The sequence below is a fragment of the Trinickia sp. genome, assembly GCF_036503415.1.
Lineage (GTDB): Bacteria > Pseudomonadota > Gammaproteobacteria > Burkholderiales > Burkholderiaceae > Trinickia.
This window is the reverse complement of record NZ_DASXWY010000039.1, coordinates 1-20,138: the sequence shown is the minus strand read 5'-3', so window position 1 is coordinate 20,138 and position 20,138 is coordinate 1. Positions and strand designations below refer to the sequence as shown.

14 protein-coding genes are annotated in these 20,138 nt (G+C 65.0%); 4 read left to right on the top strand and 10 right to left on the bottom strand.

The features are described from left to right. Positions 1-32: 32 nt before the first annotated feature. The 7 genes from VGL01_RS05715 to VGL01_RS05685 form a co-directional block, all read right to left on the bottom strand. A complete protein-coding gene (locus tag VGL01_RS05715) occupies positions 33-686 on the bottom strand; it encodes a hypothetical protein (RefSeq protein ID WP_331567882.1) in 654 nt (217 codons plus the stop codon). Positions 687-712: 26 nt separating this feature from the next. Next, positions 713-2,107: a selenium-binding family protein gene (locus VGL01_RS05710; protein ID WP_331567881.1), complete on the bottom strand. Its 1,395-nt coding sequence runs from the start codon at positions 2,105-2,107 to the stop codon at positions 713-715. A 103-nt stretch (positions 2,108-2,210) separates the two neighbouring features. After that, the gene (locus tag VGL01_RS05705; RefSeq protein ID WP_331567880.1) at positions 2,211-2,492 is read right to left on the bottom strand and encodes a DUF6566 family protein; all 282 of its coding nucleotides are present in this window, start codon (positions 2,490-2,492) and stop codon (positions 2,211-2,213) included. 34 nt (positions 2,493-2,526) lie between these two features. Beyond that, the gene (locus VGL01_RS05700; protein WP_331567997.1) at positions 2,527-3,096 is read right to left on the bottom strand and encodes a hemerythrin domain-containing protein; all 570 of its coding nucleotides are present in this window, start codon (positions 3,094-3,096) and stop codon (positions 2,527-2,529) included. Positions 3,097-3,206: 110 nt separating this feature from the next. Continuing rightward, positions 3,207-5,486, bottom strand: a complete 2,280-nt coding sequence (locus tag VGL01_RS05695; RefSeq protein ID WP_331567879.1) for an FdhF/YdeP family oxidoreductase — start codon at positions 5,484-5,486, stop codon at positions 3,207-3,209. Positions 5,487-5,560: 74 nt separating this feature from the next. Further along, positions 5,561-7,549 (bottom strand): glycoside hydrolase family 28 protein, encoded by a 1,989-nt coding sequence (locus VGL01_RS05690; RefSeq protein ID WP_331567878.1) that lies wholly within the window; start codon positions 7,547-7,549, stop codon positions 5,561-5,563. A gap of 246 nt (positions 7,550-7,795) precedes the next feature. Further along, entirely contained in the window at positions 7,796-9,019 is a 1,224-nt protein-coding gene (locus VGL01_RS05685; RefSeq protein WP_331567996.1) for an MFS transporter, read from the bottom strand. A 281-nt stretch (positions 9,020-9,300) separates the two neighbouring features. On the opposite strand from VGL01_RS05685, the gene VGL01_RS05680 reads away from it, so the two are divergent. Both VGL01_RS05680 and VGL01_RS05675 read left to right on the top strand, forming a co-directional pair. After that, a complete protein-coding gene (locus tag VGL01_RS05680; RefSeq protein WP_331567877.1) occupies positions 9,301-10,866 on the top strand; it encodes a TAXI family TRAP transporter solute-binding subunit in 1,566 nt (521 codons plus the stop codon). Positions 10,867-10,982: 116 nt separating this feature from the next. Then, the gene (locus VGL01_RS05675) at positions 10,983-11,624 is read left to right on the top strand and encodes a DsbA family protein (RefSeq protein WP_331567876.1); all 642 of its coding nucleotides are present in this window, start codon (positions 10,983-10,985) and stop codon (positions 11,622-11,624) included. 114 nt (positions 11,625-11,738) lie between these two features. Here VGL01_RS05675 and VGL01_RS05670 read toward each other — a convergent pair whose 3' ends face one another. From VGL01_RS05670 to VGL01_RS05660, 3 genes are all read right to left on the bottom strand, one after another. Then, complete coding sequence (locus tag VGL01_RS05670) at positions 11,739-12,878, bottom strand: helix-turn-helix domain-containing protein (RefSeq protein ID WP_331567875.1); 1,140 nt, start codon at positions 12,876-12,878, stop codon at positions 11,739-11,741. A 302-nt stretch (positions 12,879-13,180) separates the two neighbouring features. Beyond that, complete coding sequence (locus VGL01_RS05665) at positions 13,181-15,196, bottom strand: hypothetical protein (protein WP_331567874.1); 2,016 nt, start codon at positions 15,194-15,196, stop codon at positions 13,181-13,183. Positions 15,197-15,316: 120 nt separating this feature from the next. Further along, positions 15,317-17,356 (bottom strand): hypothetical protein, encoded by a 2,040-nt coding sequence (locus tag VGL01_RS05660; protein ID WP_331567873.1) that lies wholly within the window; start codon positions 17,354-17,356, stop codon positions 15,317-15,319. Between the two features lie 1,325 nt (positions 17,357-18,681). Here VGL01_RS05660 and VGL01_RS05655 point away from each other — a divergent pair. Together VGL01_RS05655 and VGL01_RS05650 are read left to right on the top strand one after the other, a co-directional pair. Further along, entirely contained in the window at positions 18,682-19,683 is a 1,002-nt protein-coding gene (locus tag VGL01_RS05655) for a GlxA family transcriptional regulator (RefSeq protein WP_331567872.1), read from the top strand. A 12-nt stretch (positions 19,684-19,695) separates the two neighbouring features. After that, on the top strand, positions 19,696-20,138 hold a 443-nt coding region (locus VGL01_RS05650; protein ID WP_331567871.1), incomplete at its 3' end, for a sugar phosphate nucleotidyltransferase.

Here is a 20,138-nt window from a genome sequence, read left to right as displayed (position 1 = left end):
CACGGCGGTCGCGGCGCGCGCAGGACCGGGTTTCAGCCGAACGCCAGCAGGAACGTGCCGGCCGCGACGAGAGCGGCCGACCAGAGCCAGTCGAAGTTGATCCAGCCGCGCCGCAAGACGCCGAGCCCCACATACTGATAGGCAACGAACGCGAGGATCGCGCTGGTCGCGGTTGCAACGGCCGTATGCAGCAGCGTGGCCGCGGCGGCGGGACCGAGCGGCCCGCCCGGCGGTCCGAACGCGCCGCTCGTGCAAAGCGGCATCAGCGCGGGAACGAGCATGAGCCCGGCGCCATGCAGCGTCGCCGTCGCGGCGGACCACAAGGCCAGCCCCGCGAATCCAGCCGTCATGCCCACTGCGATGCGGTGCCGATGCCCGTAGAGATGGTGATAGATGCCCCATGCGATCAGCATCGCCCCGAGTGCGAGCTGCATATGCAGCGTACGCACGAGCACGCCGAACGCGAGCGCCGAGCTCGTCACGGCGAATACCGACACGGCGTGTCCGAGCGCCAGCGGCGGCAGCGCGGCCCAAAGCGCCTGGCGGCTGCCGCGCTGCAGCCCGAGGGCAGTCGCGAACAGCCATCCCATGGCCGGATTGACGCCGTGAAAGACGCCGCTGCCGACGATGGCTACCCAGCTCGTCGCGACGGTGGCGGCGCTTGCCGCGCTCAGTGTCGCACTCATACGGATCCCACGCCTCCCGCGGCGTCTCACGGATAGCAGTAGGAATCCGACGACGCGTCGCCGCCTTCGAGCCGGATCTGATGGGGCCGATGGGTGTCATGCCACGGCAGATAGAACTCCCGGTCGAACTCGAGCCCGCCGCCGGCTGGCGCATCGAGCTTGACCATCCAGCCGGCGATGCCGTCGGGATAGAACTGTTCGTCGATCGCTCCGTAAAGCGAGTTCGTGAAGTAGACGCGTTCGCCGTCACGGCTGACTTCGACCATTTGCGGTCCCCCGTTGAGCGGACGGCCGTCGGCGCAGGGATGCGTGGCGCGCGAGGCGATGCCGCCCACGCGCACCGTGCCCGTCAACTCCGGGTGAAACGGATCGGAAACGTCGTAGCGGTGCATGTCGCCGGTGCCCCAGCAGGCGACGAACAGCGACTTGTCGTCGAGGGAAAGCGCGATATCGGTAACGAGCGGCGGGACGGCGGAAAACCCCTTGAGCATCGGCGGCAGGATCGCCGGGTCCGCCGGTTCGGCCGGGATTTCGATGATTTTGCGCGCGGCCCAGCGGTTGCCGTCTCGATACCAGGTCCAGATCGATGCCGACAGGTCCTTCAAACTGATGACCGAATTGACGAAACCGTAGGCCTTGGTCGGATCGTGCGCCGGCCGCAGCTCGAAGACGAGTTGATGTTCGGCGCCAAAATCGAGGGTTTGCTGGTGTTTGCGCGTGTTGAGATCCCAGAAGTGCAGCCGATGGCCATACTGCCCGCCGAGCAGTACCTCGGGCACGAGGCCGTTTTCGAACGTGGCCGGCAGCCCCCATTCGCTGGACACGAGCGTGTCGAAGCCGAGATGCCACCAGGCATCGTAGGCGAGCTCTTGCGGTCCGCGCTCGATTTCCCAGCGGCCGCGGACATCGAACGTCTCGTGATCGATCAGCATGACACCGCCGGGCGCTTCGCCCTCGGCGTTCGCGAGCGCGGTCACGTAGATTCCCTGCGGGCCGCAATGGACGGTATGCGGGCGCGTATAGCCCGCTTTGCGTTTGAGCTCCTCGGGCTCGATCACGCGTACGATGGCCGGGCGGCGTGGGTCGGGCTTCGTATCGAGGATGTGGATGCGCGACGAGCGCAGCCCCGGCACGACGAGATAGCGGCGCTCGGAGTGCGGGTGGGGCGCGTTCGGACACAGGCACGAGCTGCAGGCGTTCCAGCCGAAGTGATGCAGCTCGTCACCGGTATTGGGCATGGCGACGCGGTGAACGATGGTGCCGTAGCTCGGCGAATCCGCATCGAGATCGACGACGGCGATTTCATCGGGCGTGGCGCGCTTCGGATCGAAGCTCGCCACGTAGGCCAGCGTTTCCGGGGGAGCGTCTGCGGCGAGCCGGGCAGACGGGTAGAACGTCGGATCGGGTTTCCAGGACGGCATGAGCCTCTCCAAGAGAGGGGGGAGGCTCACTATCGTAGGTGGCCGTCGTATGGAAAATCAAGGAATCGTTTGGAATAAGGTAAGACCCGTTCAGGCGGGGCCCTCATCTCGGCCGCGCCGGATTGCGAAGGGCGAGCACTCCGTCGCGCTGATCCAATAGGTAGCGCACGCGTTCGATGCCCGCCCGTTGCGCTTCCTCCCGCGTGCCCCAAACCGGTACGACGGTCTCGGGTCCCTCCAGTTGCACGGGTTGTCCGTCGCGTTCGACATCGATGACGGCGAGCCAGCTGTTGCGCTCGTTGCGCTGCGTGTGCACGGTCACGCTGTAGCCGCGATACACGAAGCGCTCGGGCGGAAACTCGTCGCGATCAGAGGGGAAGGGCATGAGCGGGCGCCCGTGTCGGACAATGCGCGGCGGTTCATGCCGCGCGCGCGTGTCGATTGCCCCTGACTAGCCGCGCCACGCCGCAGGCGAGCACGGTCGCCACGACGGCTGTGGCAACAGGGAATGTACCGGCCGTATTGACTGCCATCTCGACGGGATGTTCTCCCAGCAACTGCATTCGCCGGCGCATCATTTGCGCGCCCAGCGTGCGCAATTCGGGACCGAGCGCGCGCTCCGCGAGGGGTAGCAGCTTCGTTTCCTCATCGGCGACATGGTGCAGGGTATCGCGCATCAACTCCATGAACAGCGAATCGTAGGCGGCGTTCTCCGGGCCCATGCCACGCAGCTTCGCGATGATTTCGCGCAGTTGGTCATGCTCGGACTGGCTCTTCTTCAGAATTTCGTCAGTCGGTGCGATGCGCGCAAGGGCAGGGTAGAAGAATTCTTCTTCGAGCTGTGCATGTATTTCAAGCGCTCTGCAGACGGAGGTGACGATCGCACGTTTGCGCCACCATGCGGTTTCGCTACCGTAGCGATGAAATGCAGATACGGCGTGGGAGTGATCGAGACGAATCATCGTCGTGATGGTGGGCACGTAGGGCATGGTATCGACCTCTGATGGTGGGACACGGTAAGGGACCGTGCGCGTTCCGGTGAGCATGCTGCGTTCCCGCGCGGCACCCGCACCGCAAAGCAGTCGGACGTGAACAGGCTCTAGACGATCCGCACCGGGATCGATTTCGCCCCCGGTACCTTGCTTTCCTTCGCGTAGTGCCAAAGCGGCAGCAATACGTTGCATTCCGGGTAGTAGCCGCCGATACAACCCTCGGGTATCGCATACGCCTTGATCTCGAGCCCTTCGAGGCGCCGGTCGATGCCGTCGTCGGCGATCGTTTGCAGCGTCACTTTCTGGCCTTCATGCAAGTGACGTTTTTCGATATCCGCTTTATTCATCAGAATGACCATGCGCGTATTCTTCACGCCGCGAAAACGGTCTCCGGTGTTGTAGATCGTCGTATTGAACTGGCTGTCGCTGCGCAATGTCATCAGACGCAGCGCTTCAGGCACTTTCTCCGGCATGTCGGGGTCTTCGCCCAGCGAGTGGGGCGTGAGGAACTCGGCCTTGCCCGATTGGGTTTTCCACTGGCGATGACGTGCGGCAAGCGGCCGGTGGAAGCCGCCCGGCTGCCACATGCGCGCGTTGAAGTCGTGGAAGATGTCGGGATAGGTCTTGGCGATTTCCTCGCGCACGAGCGAATAGTCGTCGCGCCAGGCGTCCCAGTCGACGGTGGAACGCTCGCCCAGCGTTGCTTTGGCGATGCCCGCCACGATGTATTGTTCCGGCCGGGCTTTTTCGCTGGCGGGTTCCGTGACGCCTTTCGAGCCATGCATGCACCCCGTGCTGTCTTCCATCGAAACGGCTTGTTCGCCTAGTGGCGTACGGTGAATTTCGATTCGGCTCAGGCACGGGAGGACGTACGAGACTTCGCCGTGAACGAGGTGGCTGCGGTTGAGCTTCGTCGCCACATTGACGGTCAAGCGCAGACCTGCCCATGCCGGTTCCGTGCGCAGCCGATCCGGGACCGAGCGTACGAGATTGCCGCCCAGATTGACGACGGCTTTCACCTCGCCATTCAGCATTGCTTCGAACGCTTCAACGGTGTTCAGCCCTTTGCTCCTCGGAGGCTCGAACGAGAACTGCGTCGCGAGCTGATCGAGCGGCGCCAGTTCCGGCTTCTCGGTGATGCCCACCGTGCGCTGGCCCTGCACGTTGGAGTGTCCGCGCACCGGCGAGGGGCCGGCGCCCGGCTTGCCGATGTTCCCGCGCAACAGCAAAAGGTTGGTGAGCATGCGGACGTTCTGCACGCCGAGCCGATGCTGCGTCAAACCCATCCCAAAGTGCGCCATTACCGCGTTGGCCCGCATGTATTCGTCGGCCGCATCGAGCAGCGCAGCGCGCGTGAGGCCGCTCACACGTTCGATCTCGCTCCAGTCGGTTGCCCGCGCATAGGCAGCGAACTCCTCGAAGCCGATCGTGTGTTCATCGATAAAGGCGACATCGAGGACGCGAGGCAAGCCCTGCGCTGTGGCTCGATCGTCCGCTTCGATGACCGCCTTGCAGATGCCGAGGATCGCCGCCGTATCGCCGCCCGTCTTCACCTGGTGGTACTGCGTGCTGATCGGTGTCTGCGCGGGTGTCAACATCTGCACGGGCGACTGCGGGTTCGCGAACGAAACGAGGCCCGGCTCGACCAGCGGATTGAACGTGATGATGGGAACGCCGCGTTTGCGTGCTTCCTGCAACTGGTGGAGCATTCGAGGACTGTTGGTGCCGACGTTCTGTCCGAAGAAAAACATCAGGTCGGTCTTTTCGAAATCGTCGAGCGTGATCGTGCCGACCCCGACTCCGATGGCTTCCTTCAGTCCGACGCTGGTGCTCTCGTGGCACATGTTCGAGCTGTCGGGAAGATTGTTGCAGCCATACATCCGCACGAAAAGCTGATACATGTATGACGTTTCGAGGGATGCTCGCCCCGACGTGTAGAAAACGACGCTCTTGGGATCGAGCGCGGCCAGTTCCCGGCCGATCTCGCGAAAGGCGTCCTCCCAGCTGACTTCGACGTATCGATCGGTAGCAGCGTCGTACTTCATCGGCGCGGTGAGTCTTCCGGCCTCCTCGAGGTCATGGTCGGGCCAGTTCAGCAGCGAACTCACCGTATTGAGTTCGAAGAACTCGGGTGTCATGCGCTTCGCAGTGAGGTCCCACGCGGTCGCTTTTGCTCCGCTTTCGCAGAACTCGAACGTGTGAGGATCGGCCGGCTTTGCCCACGAACAACTGACGCACATGAATCCGTCGGGCTTGTTCTGCTTGAGCAGAACCGCACTGTCTTTCAGTGTGACCTTTTCCTGCGCGAGGATGTTCGTTACCGCTTTCAGCGATCCCCAACCGCCGGACGCGAACGGATATGACGGACTCTTGTTTGCCTTGCTCATGGCGGGATGCTCCGGAGAAACAGCGCTACGCAGGTCCGTAGCGAGCAATCTCCATTCCATCCCGCCCCGAGGGCTTAGCGCTTGTCGACGATCGTCGTGTTGACGATCTGGCCCGCGATGACCGTATTCGAGAGCGCGATCGCGTTCACGTTGTAGGCATAAATCGGCCCGGGCGAGGTGACCGTGGCAGGACCCGCCGCGACCGGGGTGCCGAAGTCGCAGTTGCTGATCGAGACGCCCGAGATCGGCACGACGGCCGGCGCGGGTGTGGGTCCGTTGTAGTCGGATGCGACGGGACCTTGCGCGACGATCGCCTGAAAACAGGAGGCGGTTACGCCGTTCAACGTCACGTTGCTCGCCTTGACGTCCGATATCGTGATGTTTTGCACGACGGGCGGCCGCGTTCTGACGGCATCGTTAGCGGGCTGGTAGTCGCAATCGAACGTGACGATTCCGCCTTGAGCCGCTGCTGGATTGCCTGCCGCCGGCGTGACGACGCCCAGCGGCACGCTCGCATTGATCGGACTGCCGGCGAGAAACGCGCTGCCGTAGCCACCGCCTTTGAGACTGACGCCGTTCGGTAGCGTCACGCCTTTGACGTGGAAGTCCTTCACGTAGCCGCCGCGATTCATGTTCGTTTTCACGCGAATGGCGATATTGAGCGGATTGGTTTGCCAGTTTGCGTTGAGCATCGACAGGTTCGTCGCGAAGATCTGCTCGACGCCGCCGCCCATCTCGCTGCCTAGCGTAATGCCGCCATGGCCGCTGTTCATCGTGCAATCGCGAATCAAATGGCGTTTGGCCGGCCCGTATTCGGTGTCGAGATTCTTGCCCGATTTGATGGCGATGCAATCGTCGCCGGTGTTGAACGTACAGTTTTCCACGAGGACGTTGGTGCAGGCCTCGGGATCGAACCCGTCGTTGTTGGGACCGATGCTGTCGGTCGTCACGCCGCGAAATACGACGTTCATGCAGGCCGTGGGATGGTGCTGCCAGAACGGCGTGTTTTGCGTCTGGTAGTTTTCCATCAGCACGTTCTTGCAGTCGATGAATTCCACCAGGCACGGACGCAGATAATGGCCGAGCCCGAAGATGCGTTTTTCGACGGGCACGCCGGCTTCGGAAAGCGCCGGCAAGTAGTTCTGGTCCTGCTGCCACGGGGTGCTGGGCGAGGTCAGCAGCGCATAGAGCGCGTCGGAGATGCCGGGCGCGACGAGACGCAAATCGGCGTTGTTCGGGTTGGCATACGCCTGGCTGGGCACCGATGCGCCTGCTCCGTAGGCGCCGGACGAGCCCTTGTAAGTCCACCAGCAGACGCTGTTGTTGCCGCTGCCGGAGAACGGCGTCATGGCTTGCCCGTTGAGCACCGAACTCGGACCTTCGCCCGTCAGCGCGATGTTGATCGCATTGCGCGCATAGACCGGAGCGCCGAAGTTCAGGCAGTCGTCGGCCTGCCAGCGGCTGTAGTAGAGCCGGCCGTTGGCGCCGCAATCCACGGGACCGTCCTTCGCGTAGTCGGCAGGGTTCGGGCTGAAATAGATCGTGCAGTTCGCGCTCAGGTGAAAGCGGACGTTGCTTTGCAGGACGATCGGCCCAGCGCAGTACCAATTGCCGGGCGGAACGACGACACGACCGCCGCCTTCGCGGTGGCAGGCGTCGATCGCGGCCAGGAATGCCGGGCGCGAGTCGAACGCATTGGGGGCGGGCGTTTTCTCGGAGCCTGGGCTGACAGGCGACTTGGCCACGTTCGTGTAGGGCGAGTTGGCCGCCACGACGCTCACGGACTGTGCGCCGTAAGCCGTCACGTCGTAATCGCGCGGACGAAAGAGCGTGTTCGAAACATGCGCCACCATCGCCGCGATCCTCGCGGCCGCGCCGTGTTCGCCCCAAATGAGATCGACCTGGGGAATGCCGGGCGCCGCGGCGAACGCGCGCACGGCGTTCAGCGGTCCGAGCGTGCTGGCGAGCGCCGCACCGCCGAGGCCGACGAATGCGCGGCGCGTGAGGCGGACGTTCGATATGGCGGAAATCGATGATGCACGACGACGGCTTTTTGCTGTCATTTGGAACGCCTCCTGGATAGGGTCGGCGAGCGGCAAGGGACGCGCGGCCCGCGCTGAGTCTTATGTTGTCGTACTACGTCGAGCAGTGTAGTTCCGAACCGTTCCGGCTGAGAAATCTCGTAAACCCGCGGAGCTAGTGCGATTGCGGGCGAGCGGAGCCGCGGCACGTGTCATCAGTCATCGTATGACATACGTGCGCAATGAGCGGACATGGGGCGGCTAACCGCCGGATTCGAACGACGCGGCCTAAAACGCCGGGGCGGCGCCGTTGCGCACGTAACGTACGTAGAGGCTCGCGCTCAGCACTGCGGCTGCGGCGGCGGCCAGCGCAGCCATGAGGAACACCGAGCCATACCCGAAAACGCCTGCGACATAGCCCGCCAGGGGCCCCATGATGCCGAGCGAGAGGTCGAAGAACACCGAGTACGCCGACAGCGCCGCACCGCGGCTCGCGGGTGGCACGAGCCCCACGGCCTCGACGCCGAGTGCGGGGAATACGAGCGCGAAGCCGAAGCCGGTCAGCGCCGCACCGGCCAGCGCGGCATGCGGGGTGCCGGCCAGCCACAGCAGGATCAGGCCGGCGCATTCCAACGAGAACGACGCGATGGCGATGCGCAACCCGCCATATGTTTTGATGGCATTGGCGAATGCGAGGCGGGCGCCGACGAACAGCATGCCGAATACGCTGAGCGCGAGAGCCGGGTGTTGCCAGCCGCGCGCGGCATAGTAGAGCGCGATGAATGTCGCGATGGCGCCGAAGCCCGCGGTGCCGAGCGCGAGGCCAAGGCCATGGGGCAGGACGCGCATGAAGACGCTTGCATACGACATCCGTTCGCCATGGACAGGCGGGACCGGCGCGACCCGGCGCGCGAACGCGTAGCCGAGCGCCGCGAGGACGACGGTGACGGCGCCTAGCGCCCACGGGCCGCCGAGCGCATGGGCCAGCGCGGCGCCGGCCGGCGCGCCGACGGCAATGGCGCCGTAGGTGGCGACGCCGTTCCACGAAATCACGCGTGCGCTGTGATGCGCGCCGACGCGTCCGATGCCCCAGAGAATCGCGCCCGTGCCGACGAAGCTTTCGCCGAAGCCGAGAACGAGCCGCGAGAGCAAGAGGACGCCGAGGCTTGCGATACGCCACTCGGTCAACATGCTGGCGATGAGCAGCAGCGCGCCGCTCGCACCGCACGCGGCAAGGCCGGTGAGCACGGTGCGCCGGGCACCCCGTGCGTCCGCGCTGCGGCCTGCGTGCGGCCGCGAAGCGAGTGTCGCCGCGTATTGGACGCTGACGGCCACGCCGGCCAGGACCGAGCCGAAGCCGAGGTCGCCGTTGACGAAGCCCGGCAAGACGGGCAGCGGGATCCCGATCGTCAAATAGCAGATGAATGTGAAACAAACGACGCTGACGATACGCGCGGTTGCCGTGCGATCGGACAACGCGGGTTCAGATGCGGAGGCGGACTCGGCGGACATGGGCTCGGCGGCGGGACTGGGCAAGACGTAAAACCGGAAACCAAGGATATGCGGCACAGCCGCTGCCGGGGCGCGCCCGTGAACCGGGCGTCGTTCCCCATGGGGCTCGCCGCAAAGCTGGGATTGTCTCATGGAACCGGTTTCGTTGCACTGCAGCAAAGGACCCGGCCTGGCGGCGAACGGGATGCGCGACGGCGCGAATCCTGTACCATCGGCGGGCGCCGCGGTCCAAGACACGGCGGCGCGAGTTCACTGTTCCGACGTGTCCGATCCCACTATCGATGAAACCGACTTCCGACCGCCCACGCCGCGCGCCGCGCCTCGTCGCGCGTTTCGTAGCCATTTCCTGGCGCGATCTCGCGGTCTCGTTCGGCCCGATCCTGCTCGTGTCGGCGGCCGCAATCTGGGGTGCCATCCGCCTCATTCAGCCTGCGCCGCCGACCACGCTCACCATCACCGCGGGCCCGCCGGGCAGCTCGTTCTGGAACGCCGCCATCGGCTATCGGCGCATTCTGGCGCGCAACGGCATCAAGCTGATCGTGCTGAGTTCGGAAGGGTCGCAGGAGAACCTGGAGCGGCTTTCCAACGCGCACTCGGGTGTCGATGTCGGTTTCGTGCAAAGCGGACTCGTGGCGCCGCCGCCTGAGCTGTCGGCGGCGAGCGCGTCGGCGCCTTCGTCGGCGTCGTCGGGTTCATCGGCCTCCCAGCCGGTCGCGGCCTCTGCGTCCGCCGCGCCGGCTCCCGGGGTATCGCCATCCGCCTCCACGTTGGCGCTGGCGCTGGCCGCATCGGATGGTACGCCGCCGTCGGCTGCATCGGACGCCGCCTCGGCGCCCGACGGCGGCGCGGTACCGCGGCCAGTGCCGAAAGGGCTCGTGTCGCTCGGCAGCGTCGCCTACGTGCCGCTCGCCGTGTTCTACAACGGACACGCCCGGTACACGAGGCTGTCCGCGTTCGCCGGCAAGCGCCTGGCGATCGGGCCCGAAGGCAGCGGCGCACGCGCCTTGGCGCTCACGCTGTTGAAGGCCAACGGGATCGAGCCGGGCGGCAGTACCACGTTGCTGCCATTTACCGGCGAACAAGCGGCCGATGCGTTGACGCAAGGAAGCATCGATGCCGCGTTCTTTTCCGGCGATTCGGCGCAAGTCCCTGTGATGGCCCGGCTCACGCGCACGCGAGGCGTGCGGCTCTTCTCGTTTTCCCAGGCGGATGCGTACACGCGGCGCTTTCCCTATCTGACCGATGTCGTCTTGCCGATGGGCGCGTTCGATCTCGGCAAGAACGAGCCTCCGCGCACGGTCCACACGCTCGCGCCAACGGTCGAGCTGATCGCTCGCGATTCGCTGCACCCGGCGCTATCGGATCTCCTGATCGAGGCTGCGCGTGCGGTCAACGGCCGGCCGAACCTGCTTCAGCGCGCGGGCGAGTTTCCGGCGCCGATCGCGCACGATTTTCCCATCAGCGATGACGCCGCGCGCTACTACAAGTCCGGCAAGAGTTTTCTCTATCGGCTGATGCCGTTCTGGTTGGCGAGCCTCGCCGACCGGCTCATCGTGCTGATCGTGCCGATCGTCGTCGTGCTGATTCCGGGGCTGCGTCTCGTGCCGTCGCTTTATGCGTGGCGTGTGAAGTCGCGCATTTATCGCTGGTATGGTTCGCTGATCGCGCTCGAGCGCGCTTCGCTCAGCGACACGTCCGAAAGCGAGCGTTCGGCGCTCGTCGACCGCCTCGACGAAATCGAGGCATCGGTCAACCGGCTCAAGATGCCGCTTGCCTACGCGGACCAGTTTTACGTGCTGCGAGAGCACATCGGGTTTGTCCGGGAGCGGCTCGCGAAAAAGAGCTGAGGGGGCGCGCACGTCGCAAGGCAGCGCGCGTAAGATTCAAGGTACGCGCGGCGTGGCCGGGTAGTCCGGCGGCGTCGCACGGCTCGAGGCGGTCCAGGGTGCAACGGGAGACAACAATGAAGCACGGTATCGATGCGGCCATGCCGCTGTGGTTCTACGACTTCGTGTCGCCGTTCTCGTATCTCCTGCTCGAGCAGCACGACAAATGGCCCAGCCTGCCGTTCGCCCTCGTGCCCGTTTCGGTCCATGCGCTCTATCGCCACTGGGGGCAGCGACCGGCGAGCGAAGTGCCGCCCAAACGGGCGTTCACCTATCGTCACGCTCTGTTTCGTGCCGAACAGCTCGGCATTCCGTTCAAGATGCCGCCGGTGCATCCGTTCGATTCGACGAAGGCGCTGCTGCTCGCGGCTGCCATCGGTGCCGATCTCCCCACCGTTTGCACGATGTTTCGTTTTATTTGGCGCGATGGCCGCGATCCGTCGACGCCCGACGGTTTCGCGGATCTTTGCAGCGCGGTCGGCATGCCGCATGGCGAGCGGCTCGTCGAACACGAGGAGACGAAGTCGCGGCTGCAGCGCAATCTCGACGATGCGATCGCGCTCGACGTATTCGGCGTGCCGACGTTCCGGCTCAATCGCCAGCTCTTTTGGGGCGAAGATGCGTTGCCGATGTTGCTGTATTGCGCGCGCTCGCCGGGCTGGCTCGAGTCGCCCGAAGTGCGGCGCCTCGGCGAGTTGCCGAACGGGATCGCCTCGTAGGGCCGATCGCCGCGTCATGCTCCTTGTGAATACGTCGAGTATTCCCTTCGTCCCATTCCTTGCGCTCGGCCCTTCTGGTGGCCAGCGCAAGCCTGCAATTAGCGTGAACAGGCCCTAGCTGCGCTGACTGGTGCGCCGGCGCTCGGCGATCCGGTATTCGGTCGGTGAGATCGCGAGCCGCTTGCGGAAAATCTTCGCGAGCCCGTCGCCGCTGCTCACCCCGCAACGGCGGGCGATCTTGTCCACCGGCAGATCGGTTGCAACCAGCAGCAGACAACTGGCGTCGAGCCGGGCACGCAGCAGATATTCCGACGGTGTGAGACCCATTTGCGATTTGAAGCGGCGCAAGAAGCTGCGCTCGCTCATCGCGGCGACCTGCGCGGCCTTGGCGACCGAAATGGGGCGGCCGTAGTTTTCGCGCATCCATCGTGCCGCGGCGTTGATCTTCTCGCGCGCGCCGCCTTCATCGAGCTCGCCGAGCACGGCACCGAGACGCCGCCACGCGCCCGGCACCGAGCGTTCGGAGATCTCGCGCGCGGCATCGGCGCCGCGATCGCGTTTGACGATCGACAGCGCGGCAGCGATCGGGCCGAGGGGATCGTCGAGCGCGACGGGCTGCTCGATCAGCGGTGGACTTCCCGCAGCGGCGCCGATCGCGAGCGGCACGCTGGGCACGGGCGATCCCGCTTCCGGATGTTCGTTCACGGCATGGGCGGCGGCCAGGATGGCGAATCCTTCGCCGATCGCCTTCACGATGCGGGTCTTCTCGAGCACCGCACGTAGATGGCGCAGAAAGGCTTCGTCGCTTTTCGCGAGAGCGGCGCCCGGGCCGCCGGCGATGAAGAGCACATCGAAACCGCGCGCGCCGTCGTCTTCGAGCCGCTCCGACCAGACGCGCATGGCGCCGCTGCTCGCAATACTGCCGCCGACGTCCGACACGACGACGAGTTCGTAGGGTTCGGGCGGCTCATGTGCTTCGGGCATGCCTTGCGGCTCGACGTGAGCCTGGACCCGCGGCTCGGCGCGCGGTGCCGGACTGGTGCGCGACGATGGCGGCGGAGGCTGCCCTGCATGCGTCGCGCCCGCACCGGGGGCCGAGCCTGTGCCGGGGCCCGTCGGCGCGCCTGAGTGCTCCTGCGCTGCGACTTCGCGTTCGAGTTCGATCTCGTCGGCGAGCCGGAACACCTCGGCGACCGAACTCACTTCGACGAGTGAAAACGCGTCGAAGATCAGAATAGCGATGCGTTTGGTCATGAGAGCAATATCGTCGCGACGACATCGGCGCCGCTCGCGGACATTCGCCTTGCAGCGTTCGTGGCAGCCAGCCCGGATTCCCGGCGCCCTGGTTCGACGCGGAAAAAGAATCGTGCACGGGGTGAAAGCTAATGGACTGGCTGCGTCGCATCATATGCGGCGCGGCGCGGCGCGCCTCGCGCAGCGTCGGAAAAGCGCGAGATGTTGTCAGATGGCCTCGATACTTTCGCGCTGCACGGCGAAGCTCCGGCCGCGATATGCGAGCCGGTGCGCGTTCGCACGTCGGTGCGCGCCGCCCCAGGTCATTGCCCGGTGTAGCCCGCGGGAACGGTGACGTGGGACATCATGGCGTTGCGGTTCGACGAGACGACGTAGATCGGCGATTCGCTGAGTGGCAGCACGATGCGGCCGTTGCTGTAGGGCATGGATGCGGCGTTGCCCATGACATCGAGCACGGTGACATTGCCGGAGGTGCCGTCATCGTCGACCTTCAGCGAGTACGGCACGGTGTAGGTCGCACTGAAGCCGGTCGCGGCGCTCCACACGGCATTGTTGTGCGTCCACAAGGCGGTGACGATCTTGCCGCCGTTCAAGCGTTGGAACGCATAGCCGTAGACGCCCGAGGGGACGTCCTTGAGATAGCCGAGCGTAGTCGTGCCGTCGATGATGCGCGTCATGGCCGCGACGGCCATGGCGGCGGGTTTCGGGCTGATGTCGTTGGAGCCGTAGCTGCCTTTCGGGTTGGACAAATCGAAGAACAGCCCGTAGCCGGGCGGCGAGTCGGGCGTGTCCGACGAATAGAACACGTAGGTCATATCCGCACCCTCGCCGAGCAGAATCAAGAGCGAGCGCGCGACGACGGCGCCCTGGGCGAAGAGCACGTTCTGCGTGGGGTAGTTGGCGCCGTAGGCGGTACCGATGTCATAACTGATACCGGTTTCGGTCGCGAAAAGTTTGGCCCCGGGTTTCAGATACTGAACCATCGCGCGACGCAGCTCGCGCATCGAAGCGGGCAGCGCATTCGCCGCGCGGGCGGCCTCCCCACTGGTTGCGAGCCGTTCGGGCGGGTGCGACGGCGAGCAGCCGACATCGTAATAACCGTGAATCGCCAGGCCGTCGAGGTAGTGCGCGAGACCCAACGGCGCGAGGCGCTTGAGCCAGCGCGTGTTTTCGCGTACCGATGCGTTGGCGGTGCCCATGACGACGGCGTGCGGATCGGTCGCATGAATCGACTCGTAGGTCGCGCGATAAAGCGCGACGAAGTGCGCATCGGTATCGCGCCAGGGCAGTCCGCCGTCGTAGTCGGGCTCCCAGGTCGTTTGATAATAATTATTCGATTGATTCGGAAAGTAGCGCGCTCGAATGGCCGCGGAGTCCTCGCCGACCCGGCGCATGTAGCTGCGATAGGCGGCCTCGGACGACGGCGCATAGCTGTGCGTGCGCTGGCCGGTGGGACTCGCCCAGCCCGGAATGCCATCGAGCTGGATGAGCCGCATGATGTCGCCCTGTCTGAAGTAGCGCGCGAGCGTCTCGGTACCGGGCTTGAACGTATCGGCCTTTTCCTCCTCTTTCATGTACCAGTTGCGATTGTCGTTGGCCCACGAGAAGCCGAGCGTCGGGTAGAGCGGCCGATAGCCGTCTCCATCGCAGCAGGTTTCGCCGGGCGCGAGGTAGTTGGTCCCTTGTCCGCCGAAACGATGCTGATCTTCGTGCGAATAGGTCGGCGCCGGCAGCACGCGGGCCACATCGGGCAGCACGCCGAATGTGGCGATGCCCGCGGGGCGGGTGCCACGGGCCGGCAATGCAGCCCCTGCGTCCGCGAGCCGCGCCGAGACCGCGAAATAGCCGGCCAGCGGCGAACGGCAGCGCAGCGTGGTCGTGCGCGCACCGGCGCTTACGTGCAGACGGCCGCTCGCGCGCACGGCATTGCGCGCGTCGTGTATTTGCCAGACGACGGTGTCGTCGTGTTCGATGTGCGTCGTGAACGCAATCGTAAAGTCCCGCTCCACGGTGAACGTGCGCGTGCCGTTGCTGCCCGGCGTATCGGCTTCGAGTGCGTCGCCTTTTTCGCGCGCCGCGTGTGTGCTCGCGCCGGGCTCGCAGGCGATCGATCCGCTCACGCTGAACGGCATCGCCTTGGCGGTGGCGGCCGGGGCGGCCGCGGCGCGCGTCGGCTGCGCTTGCGCAGCGTCGGTGCGGCCGCGTTCGCAGGCCGCGAGCGCGCATGCCAGCGAGAGGAGGACCGGCGTCGCGAACGATGCGAGCCGGCTCAGGCGCGGGCGCCGATGCGCCGCGCGGTCGAGGAGGGCTGCGGGCATGAAACGAAGGCGCTCCTGGAAGGCGGATTCTCGAGTTCAGCACAGTGTTCGCGCAGGGACCGTGCCCTGGCGAACATTTCGTGTGAACGATCCGCGCTCCCGTCGGAGCGGCCCGCCGCGTCACTGCGCCACGTAGCCGGCGGGAACCGTGACGTGGGACATCATGGCGTTGCGGTTCGACGAGACGACGTAGATGGGCGACTCGCCGAGCGGCAGCGTAATGCGGCCGTTGCTATAGGCCATGGACGTGGCGTTGCCCATGACGTCGAGCACGGTGACATTGCCCGACGTGCCGTCGTCGTCGACCTTCAGCGAGAAGGGCACGGTGTAGGTGGCACTGAAGCCCGCCGTTGCGCTCCACACGTCATTGTTGTGCGTCCACAAGGCGGTGACGATCTTGCCGCCGTTCAAACGTTGGAACGCATAGCCGTAGACGCCGGTGGGGACATCGTTGAGATAGCCGAGCGTCGTGGTGCCATCGACGATGCGCGTCATGGCGGCGACAGCCATCGCGGCCGGCTTGGGGCTGATGTCGTTCGAGCCGTAGCTGCCGTTGGCATTGGACAAATCGAAGAAGAGTCCGTAGCCGGGCCCATCGGGCGTATCGGACGAATAGAAGACATAGGTCATGTCCGCACCCTCGCCGAGCAGAATCAAGTGCGTGCGCGCGACGACGGCACCGTGAGCGAAGAGCACATTCTGCGTGGGGTAGTTGGCGCCGTACGACGTCCCCATGTCGTAGCTGATGCCCGCTTCCGTCGAAAACAGTTTGGCGCCGGGCTTCATATACTGGGCCATCGCGTGACGCAACTCACGCATCGAAGCGGGCAGCGCGTTGGCCGCATCCGCCGGATTCGGGTCGGTTGCATGCCGCTCGGGCGGATGCGACGGCGAATTCCCCACGTCGTAGTAGCCGTGAATCGTCAATCCGTCGAGATACTGGGCGAGGCCCAGCGGCGCGAGACGTGCGAGCCATTCCGAGTTCGTGCGCACGAGCGCGGCCGTGACGCCCATGACCATCGCGTTCGGATCGGTCGAATGCAGGCCCGTGTAAGCGGCACGGTACATCGAGATCATGTTGGCATCCGTGTCGGACCAGTGCGTCGGTCCGCCGCCGTCGGGCTCCCACGTGATCTGGTAGTAGTTGTTCGCCGCTTTCGGGAAGTAGGCCGCGTGGATCATCGCGGAATCGGTGCCTACCCGGCTCGCGTAATCCTGAAACGCTGCCTCCGAGGAGGGCGCATAACCTTCGGTCTGCCCGCCTGTCGGACTCGCCCACGCGGGAATGCCGTCGAGCTGGATCAGCCGCATGATGTCGCCCCCGCGGAAGTACGGTGCGAGTGTTCCCGTACCCGGCGTGAATGTGTTGGGACCGTTCGGTTCTTCCATGTACCAGTTGCGATTGTCGTTGACCCACGCGAGACCGAGGTCGGTGTAGAGCGGCCGATAGCCGTCGCCGCTGCAGCAGGTGGTGCCCGCCACGAGGTAGTTCGCGCCCTGGCCGCCGAACCGGTGCTGGTCTTCGCGCGCGTAGACGGGGGCGGGTAGCGTGGCCGACAAGTCGGGCAGCACACCGAACGTCGCGATACCGGCCGGACGTGTGCCGCGCGATTGCAACTGCGCCCCGTTCGACGTCAGCGATGCCGTGACGGCGAAATAGCCGGCGAGCGTCGAGGAGCAATCGAGGTTCACGGTATTCGCGCCGCTTTGCACGGGAAAGCTGCCGCTCGCGCGTACGACGTTCCAGTCGTCGCGAATCTGCCAGCTCAGCGTATCGGCTTGCGCCGCGCGTGTGGTGAAGGCGAGCTTGAAGTGGCTGCCCGTTGCGAACATGCGCGAGCCGTCGCTGCCGGGCGTGTCGGCTTCGATTGCGTCGCCGCTCGAGGACGCCGCGCTGGTCGGGCTCGACACCGATCCGCAGGTCAGCGCCTGAGCGCCCGCCGCGACGATGGGCGCGGCGGTGTTCGCTTGATTGGCACCCGCGGAGCCCGAGCCGGCGCCGCCGCCACCCCCTCCGCCGCACGCGGCGAGCGCGAGAACCGCGCACGCGAGTGTGGCCGGCAAGGCGACGTAGGGAGGGGGAAAACTGGAACGCTCGGTGAGCAGGGACGGAAGGAGGCGGGGGGCACGCTTTGACAGCGCAGTTGTTTTCGTCTTCATTCGTAAGGTATGAAAAAAGCCGCGCCGTAAAAAGTGACGAGCGCAGGCATCCCGCATCGCAAGAGCGATGAACGGGGGCCGCCAGAAGGCGGCGCAACCAAGGGAATGACGCGGTGTGTCGATTCGGCACGAAGAGGCGCGACCCGCTTAGGCGGGGCCCTCGACCGCAAGAGCGGCCTTGCCGGAACGGCTCGTGACGCCAGGCGATGAAGAATCGGGCGCGACGGCGATGTGCAAACGTTTGCGTCTGACGAAACCGTATTGGCCGGCGATTCGGTGGACGAAAGACTACCCCGATTCGGTAATTATCGGGAGTGAAACATCTAGCTTATTTGCGCAACGCCAAGTGGCGGATTCGTGCTTGGCCTGGCGTCTGCGGCAACGTCGGGTCGCGGTCTCGGACAGTGCGCAGACGTTGCAAAGATGAATCGATTCGTTGCGGCTGCCAGCACACGGCGCAAGGTTTGCCGGTCGCGCGTGGGCCGTTCGCATCTTTCGTGCCCCGGCGCAACGCGCTGCGCGCAAAGCCCGACCGATGGGCGACTGCGAGCGGCCAAGCCCGGGGGAAGCCGCGTCGCCTTCCGCCAAGCGGCTGCAATCGGCTTTACTGAGCAGATTAATTAGTGAAGTTATGACATCTCAATGAAAGCGGTCAATGTCTGAAATAGTTGTATATTCGGGCCGCCATTAAATGAATCATAAATGAAACATGAAAGCGGTAGCACTCCTATCGTTTCGTATTACAAAATAGGAAAACCAGAACCGTGGCGTCCCAAATCGACCGTTTCCGCCATTAGGCGTTATGCGCCAATGTGGCTTGCGCCACAGATGCCCGGCGCGACTCCGACTATCTTCCTATCGTGCGTTTGTTCGGAAGTGTCTTCGAGGTCTGGTTCGCTAATTGCGGAGCAGATCCGGCAAGTCCTGATTGCCGCGAAGGCGTGACCGTCGCCGCGCGCGGTTCCATCGGCTCGAACGAGGCCGAATCCAGCAGTTCATTCAGCCACATAAGGAGACCGGGTTCGCTCGACGAGGAGCGGGCTTGGGCGTCGGCGGCGTTGCGCCGGCGCGCAGGCGTTCTTTAGCTAAATGATGTGCAGAGGATTCGGAAATTAATCGGATTTGTCTGGTTACGGTAGGAGTGTATTTCGGCAATGGCAGAGATGGCAGAGGTTTTCGAAGACACCGGACGGCATCAATGCCGCCAAGATGCCGTTCGATTACGTCACGTAATCCGCCAAATGGATACCTGCTGTCTATGATGCACTGCGAATTGCCGAAAAGGGGCCGCCGTTATGCAGGCAACGAATATTGAGGGAAATACCATGCCTTACGCGAGTATCGAACCCGCTGTGATGGGTTGGTTGCGTGCGTCGCAAACGAGCGCCGCGCACACCGCCACGCGCCGTATCGCGATCGTTCTGTTCGACGGCTTTTCGCTCCTCGGCACAGGCCTCGTTGCCGAAGTCTTCCATATGGCCAATGAGATCGTCAGTACACGCTCCAGCGACGAGTGGGTCTACGACGTGACCTTCCTCTCCGCGGGCGGCGGCAACGTGACGTGCTCGTCGTCGGTTCGCGTGTGGACCGATGGGCTCGACGCGCGTCACTTCAGCGGCTTCGATGCGCTCTTTGTCGCGGGCGGCAGGGGTGCGACGGCCGCGGCGCATGACGAGCGGCTGATCGGTTGGCTGCGCCGCGTGCAGGTCAAGACCGCCAATGTGCGCTCCATCGACGAAGGACACTTGCTGCTCGAAGCGGCCGGGATCGGCAATCGCGACAGCGAGTATCAGTTCAACTCCTATCTGAAGCAGGCCGGCCGCGACGCCCCCATCGCGGACACAGGCGACCGGCTCGCGCCGATGAAAGGCGCGCTTACGATGGTCAAGCGCGACCTGGGCCTCGACATCGCGCGCAGCGTCGCCGAGCGGCTGATGCCGGGCTCCAGCGCCCGCTTCGTACCGATTCTGGGCGACGCCGGCGCAGCGAGTGCGGGCGACAAGATTCGTGCGGCGGCGCGTTGGCTCCAGGACAACTGCGAACGGCCGATTTCGATCGCGGATGCCGCGCAGGTTGCCGCCATGAGCGAGCGCAACTTTTTGCGCCGCTTCAAGCTCGAGCTGGGCATGACGCCGTCCGACTATCTGCTGCAGGCGCGTCTGGCGATCACCTGCAGCTTGCTGATCGACTCCGAGCTGCCTGTCGACAAGATCGCCCGCCGCAGCGGCATGGGCAACGGCGATCGGCTCGCGAAGATCTTCCGCAAGCGCATGATGATTTCGCCGACCGAGTTCCGCATGCAAAGCCGCCGCGACGTGGGCGGTTAACGGGAGCATGGCATGAGAACTCCCGAACAACGATATGGCGGTGGGGTTGCCGGGTTGTCCGCTCGTGGACCGATTGCCGCGCTCGGCGCCCAGCTCGCGCGCGAAAGCACGCCGTGCCGGCGGATCGTCCCCGTGGTGCTGGCCGGTGGCTCGGGCACGCGATTGTGGCCGATGTCGCGCGAGCACTATCCGAAGCAACTGATCGACGTCGTCGGTGCCGATACGCTGTTGCAGTCGACGGTACGCCGGCTCGACGGTTTTCCGGAGGAATGGGAACTAGCCGAATCGCCCATCGTGGTCTGTGGCGGCGAACACTGCTTCATCATCGACGAGCAATTGCGCGAGAGCGGCGTCACCCCGCAGCTCATCGTCGAACCGGCGCGCCGCGATACCGCGCCCGCGCTGACGATGGCTGCCGCGCTCACGTGCTCCCACGGCCGTGACGCGATTCTCGT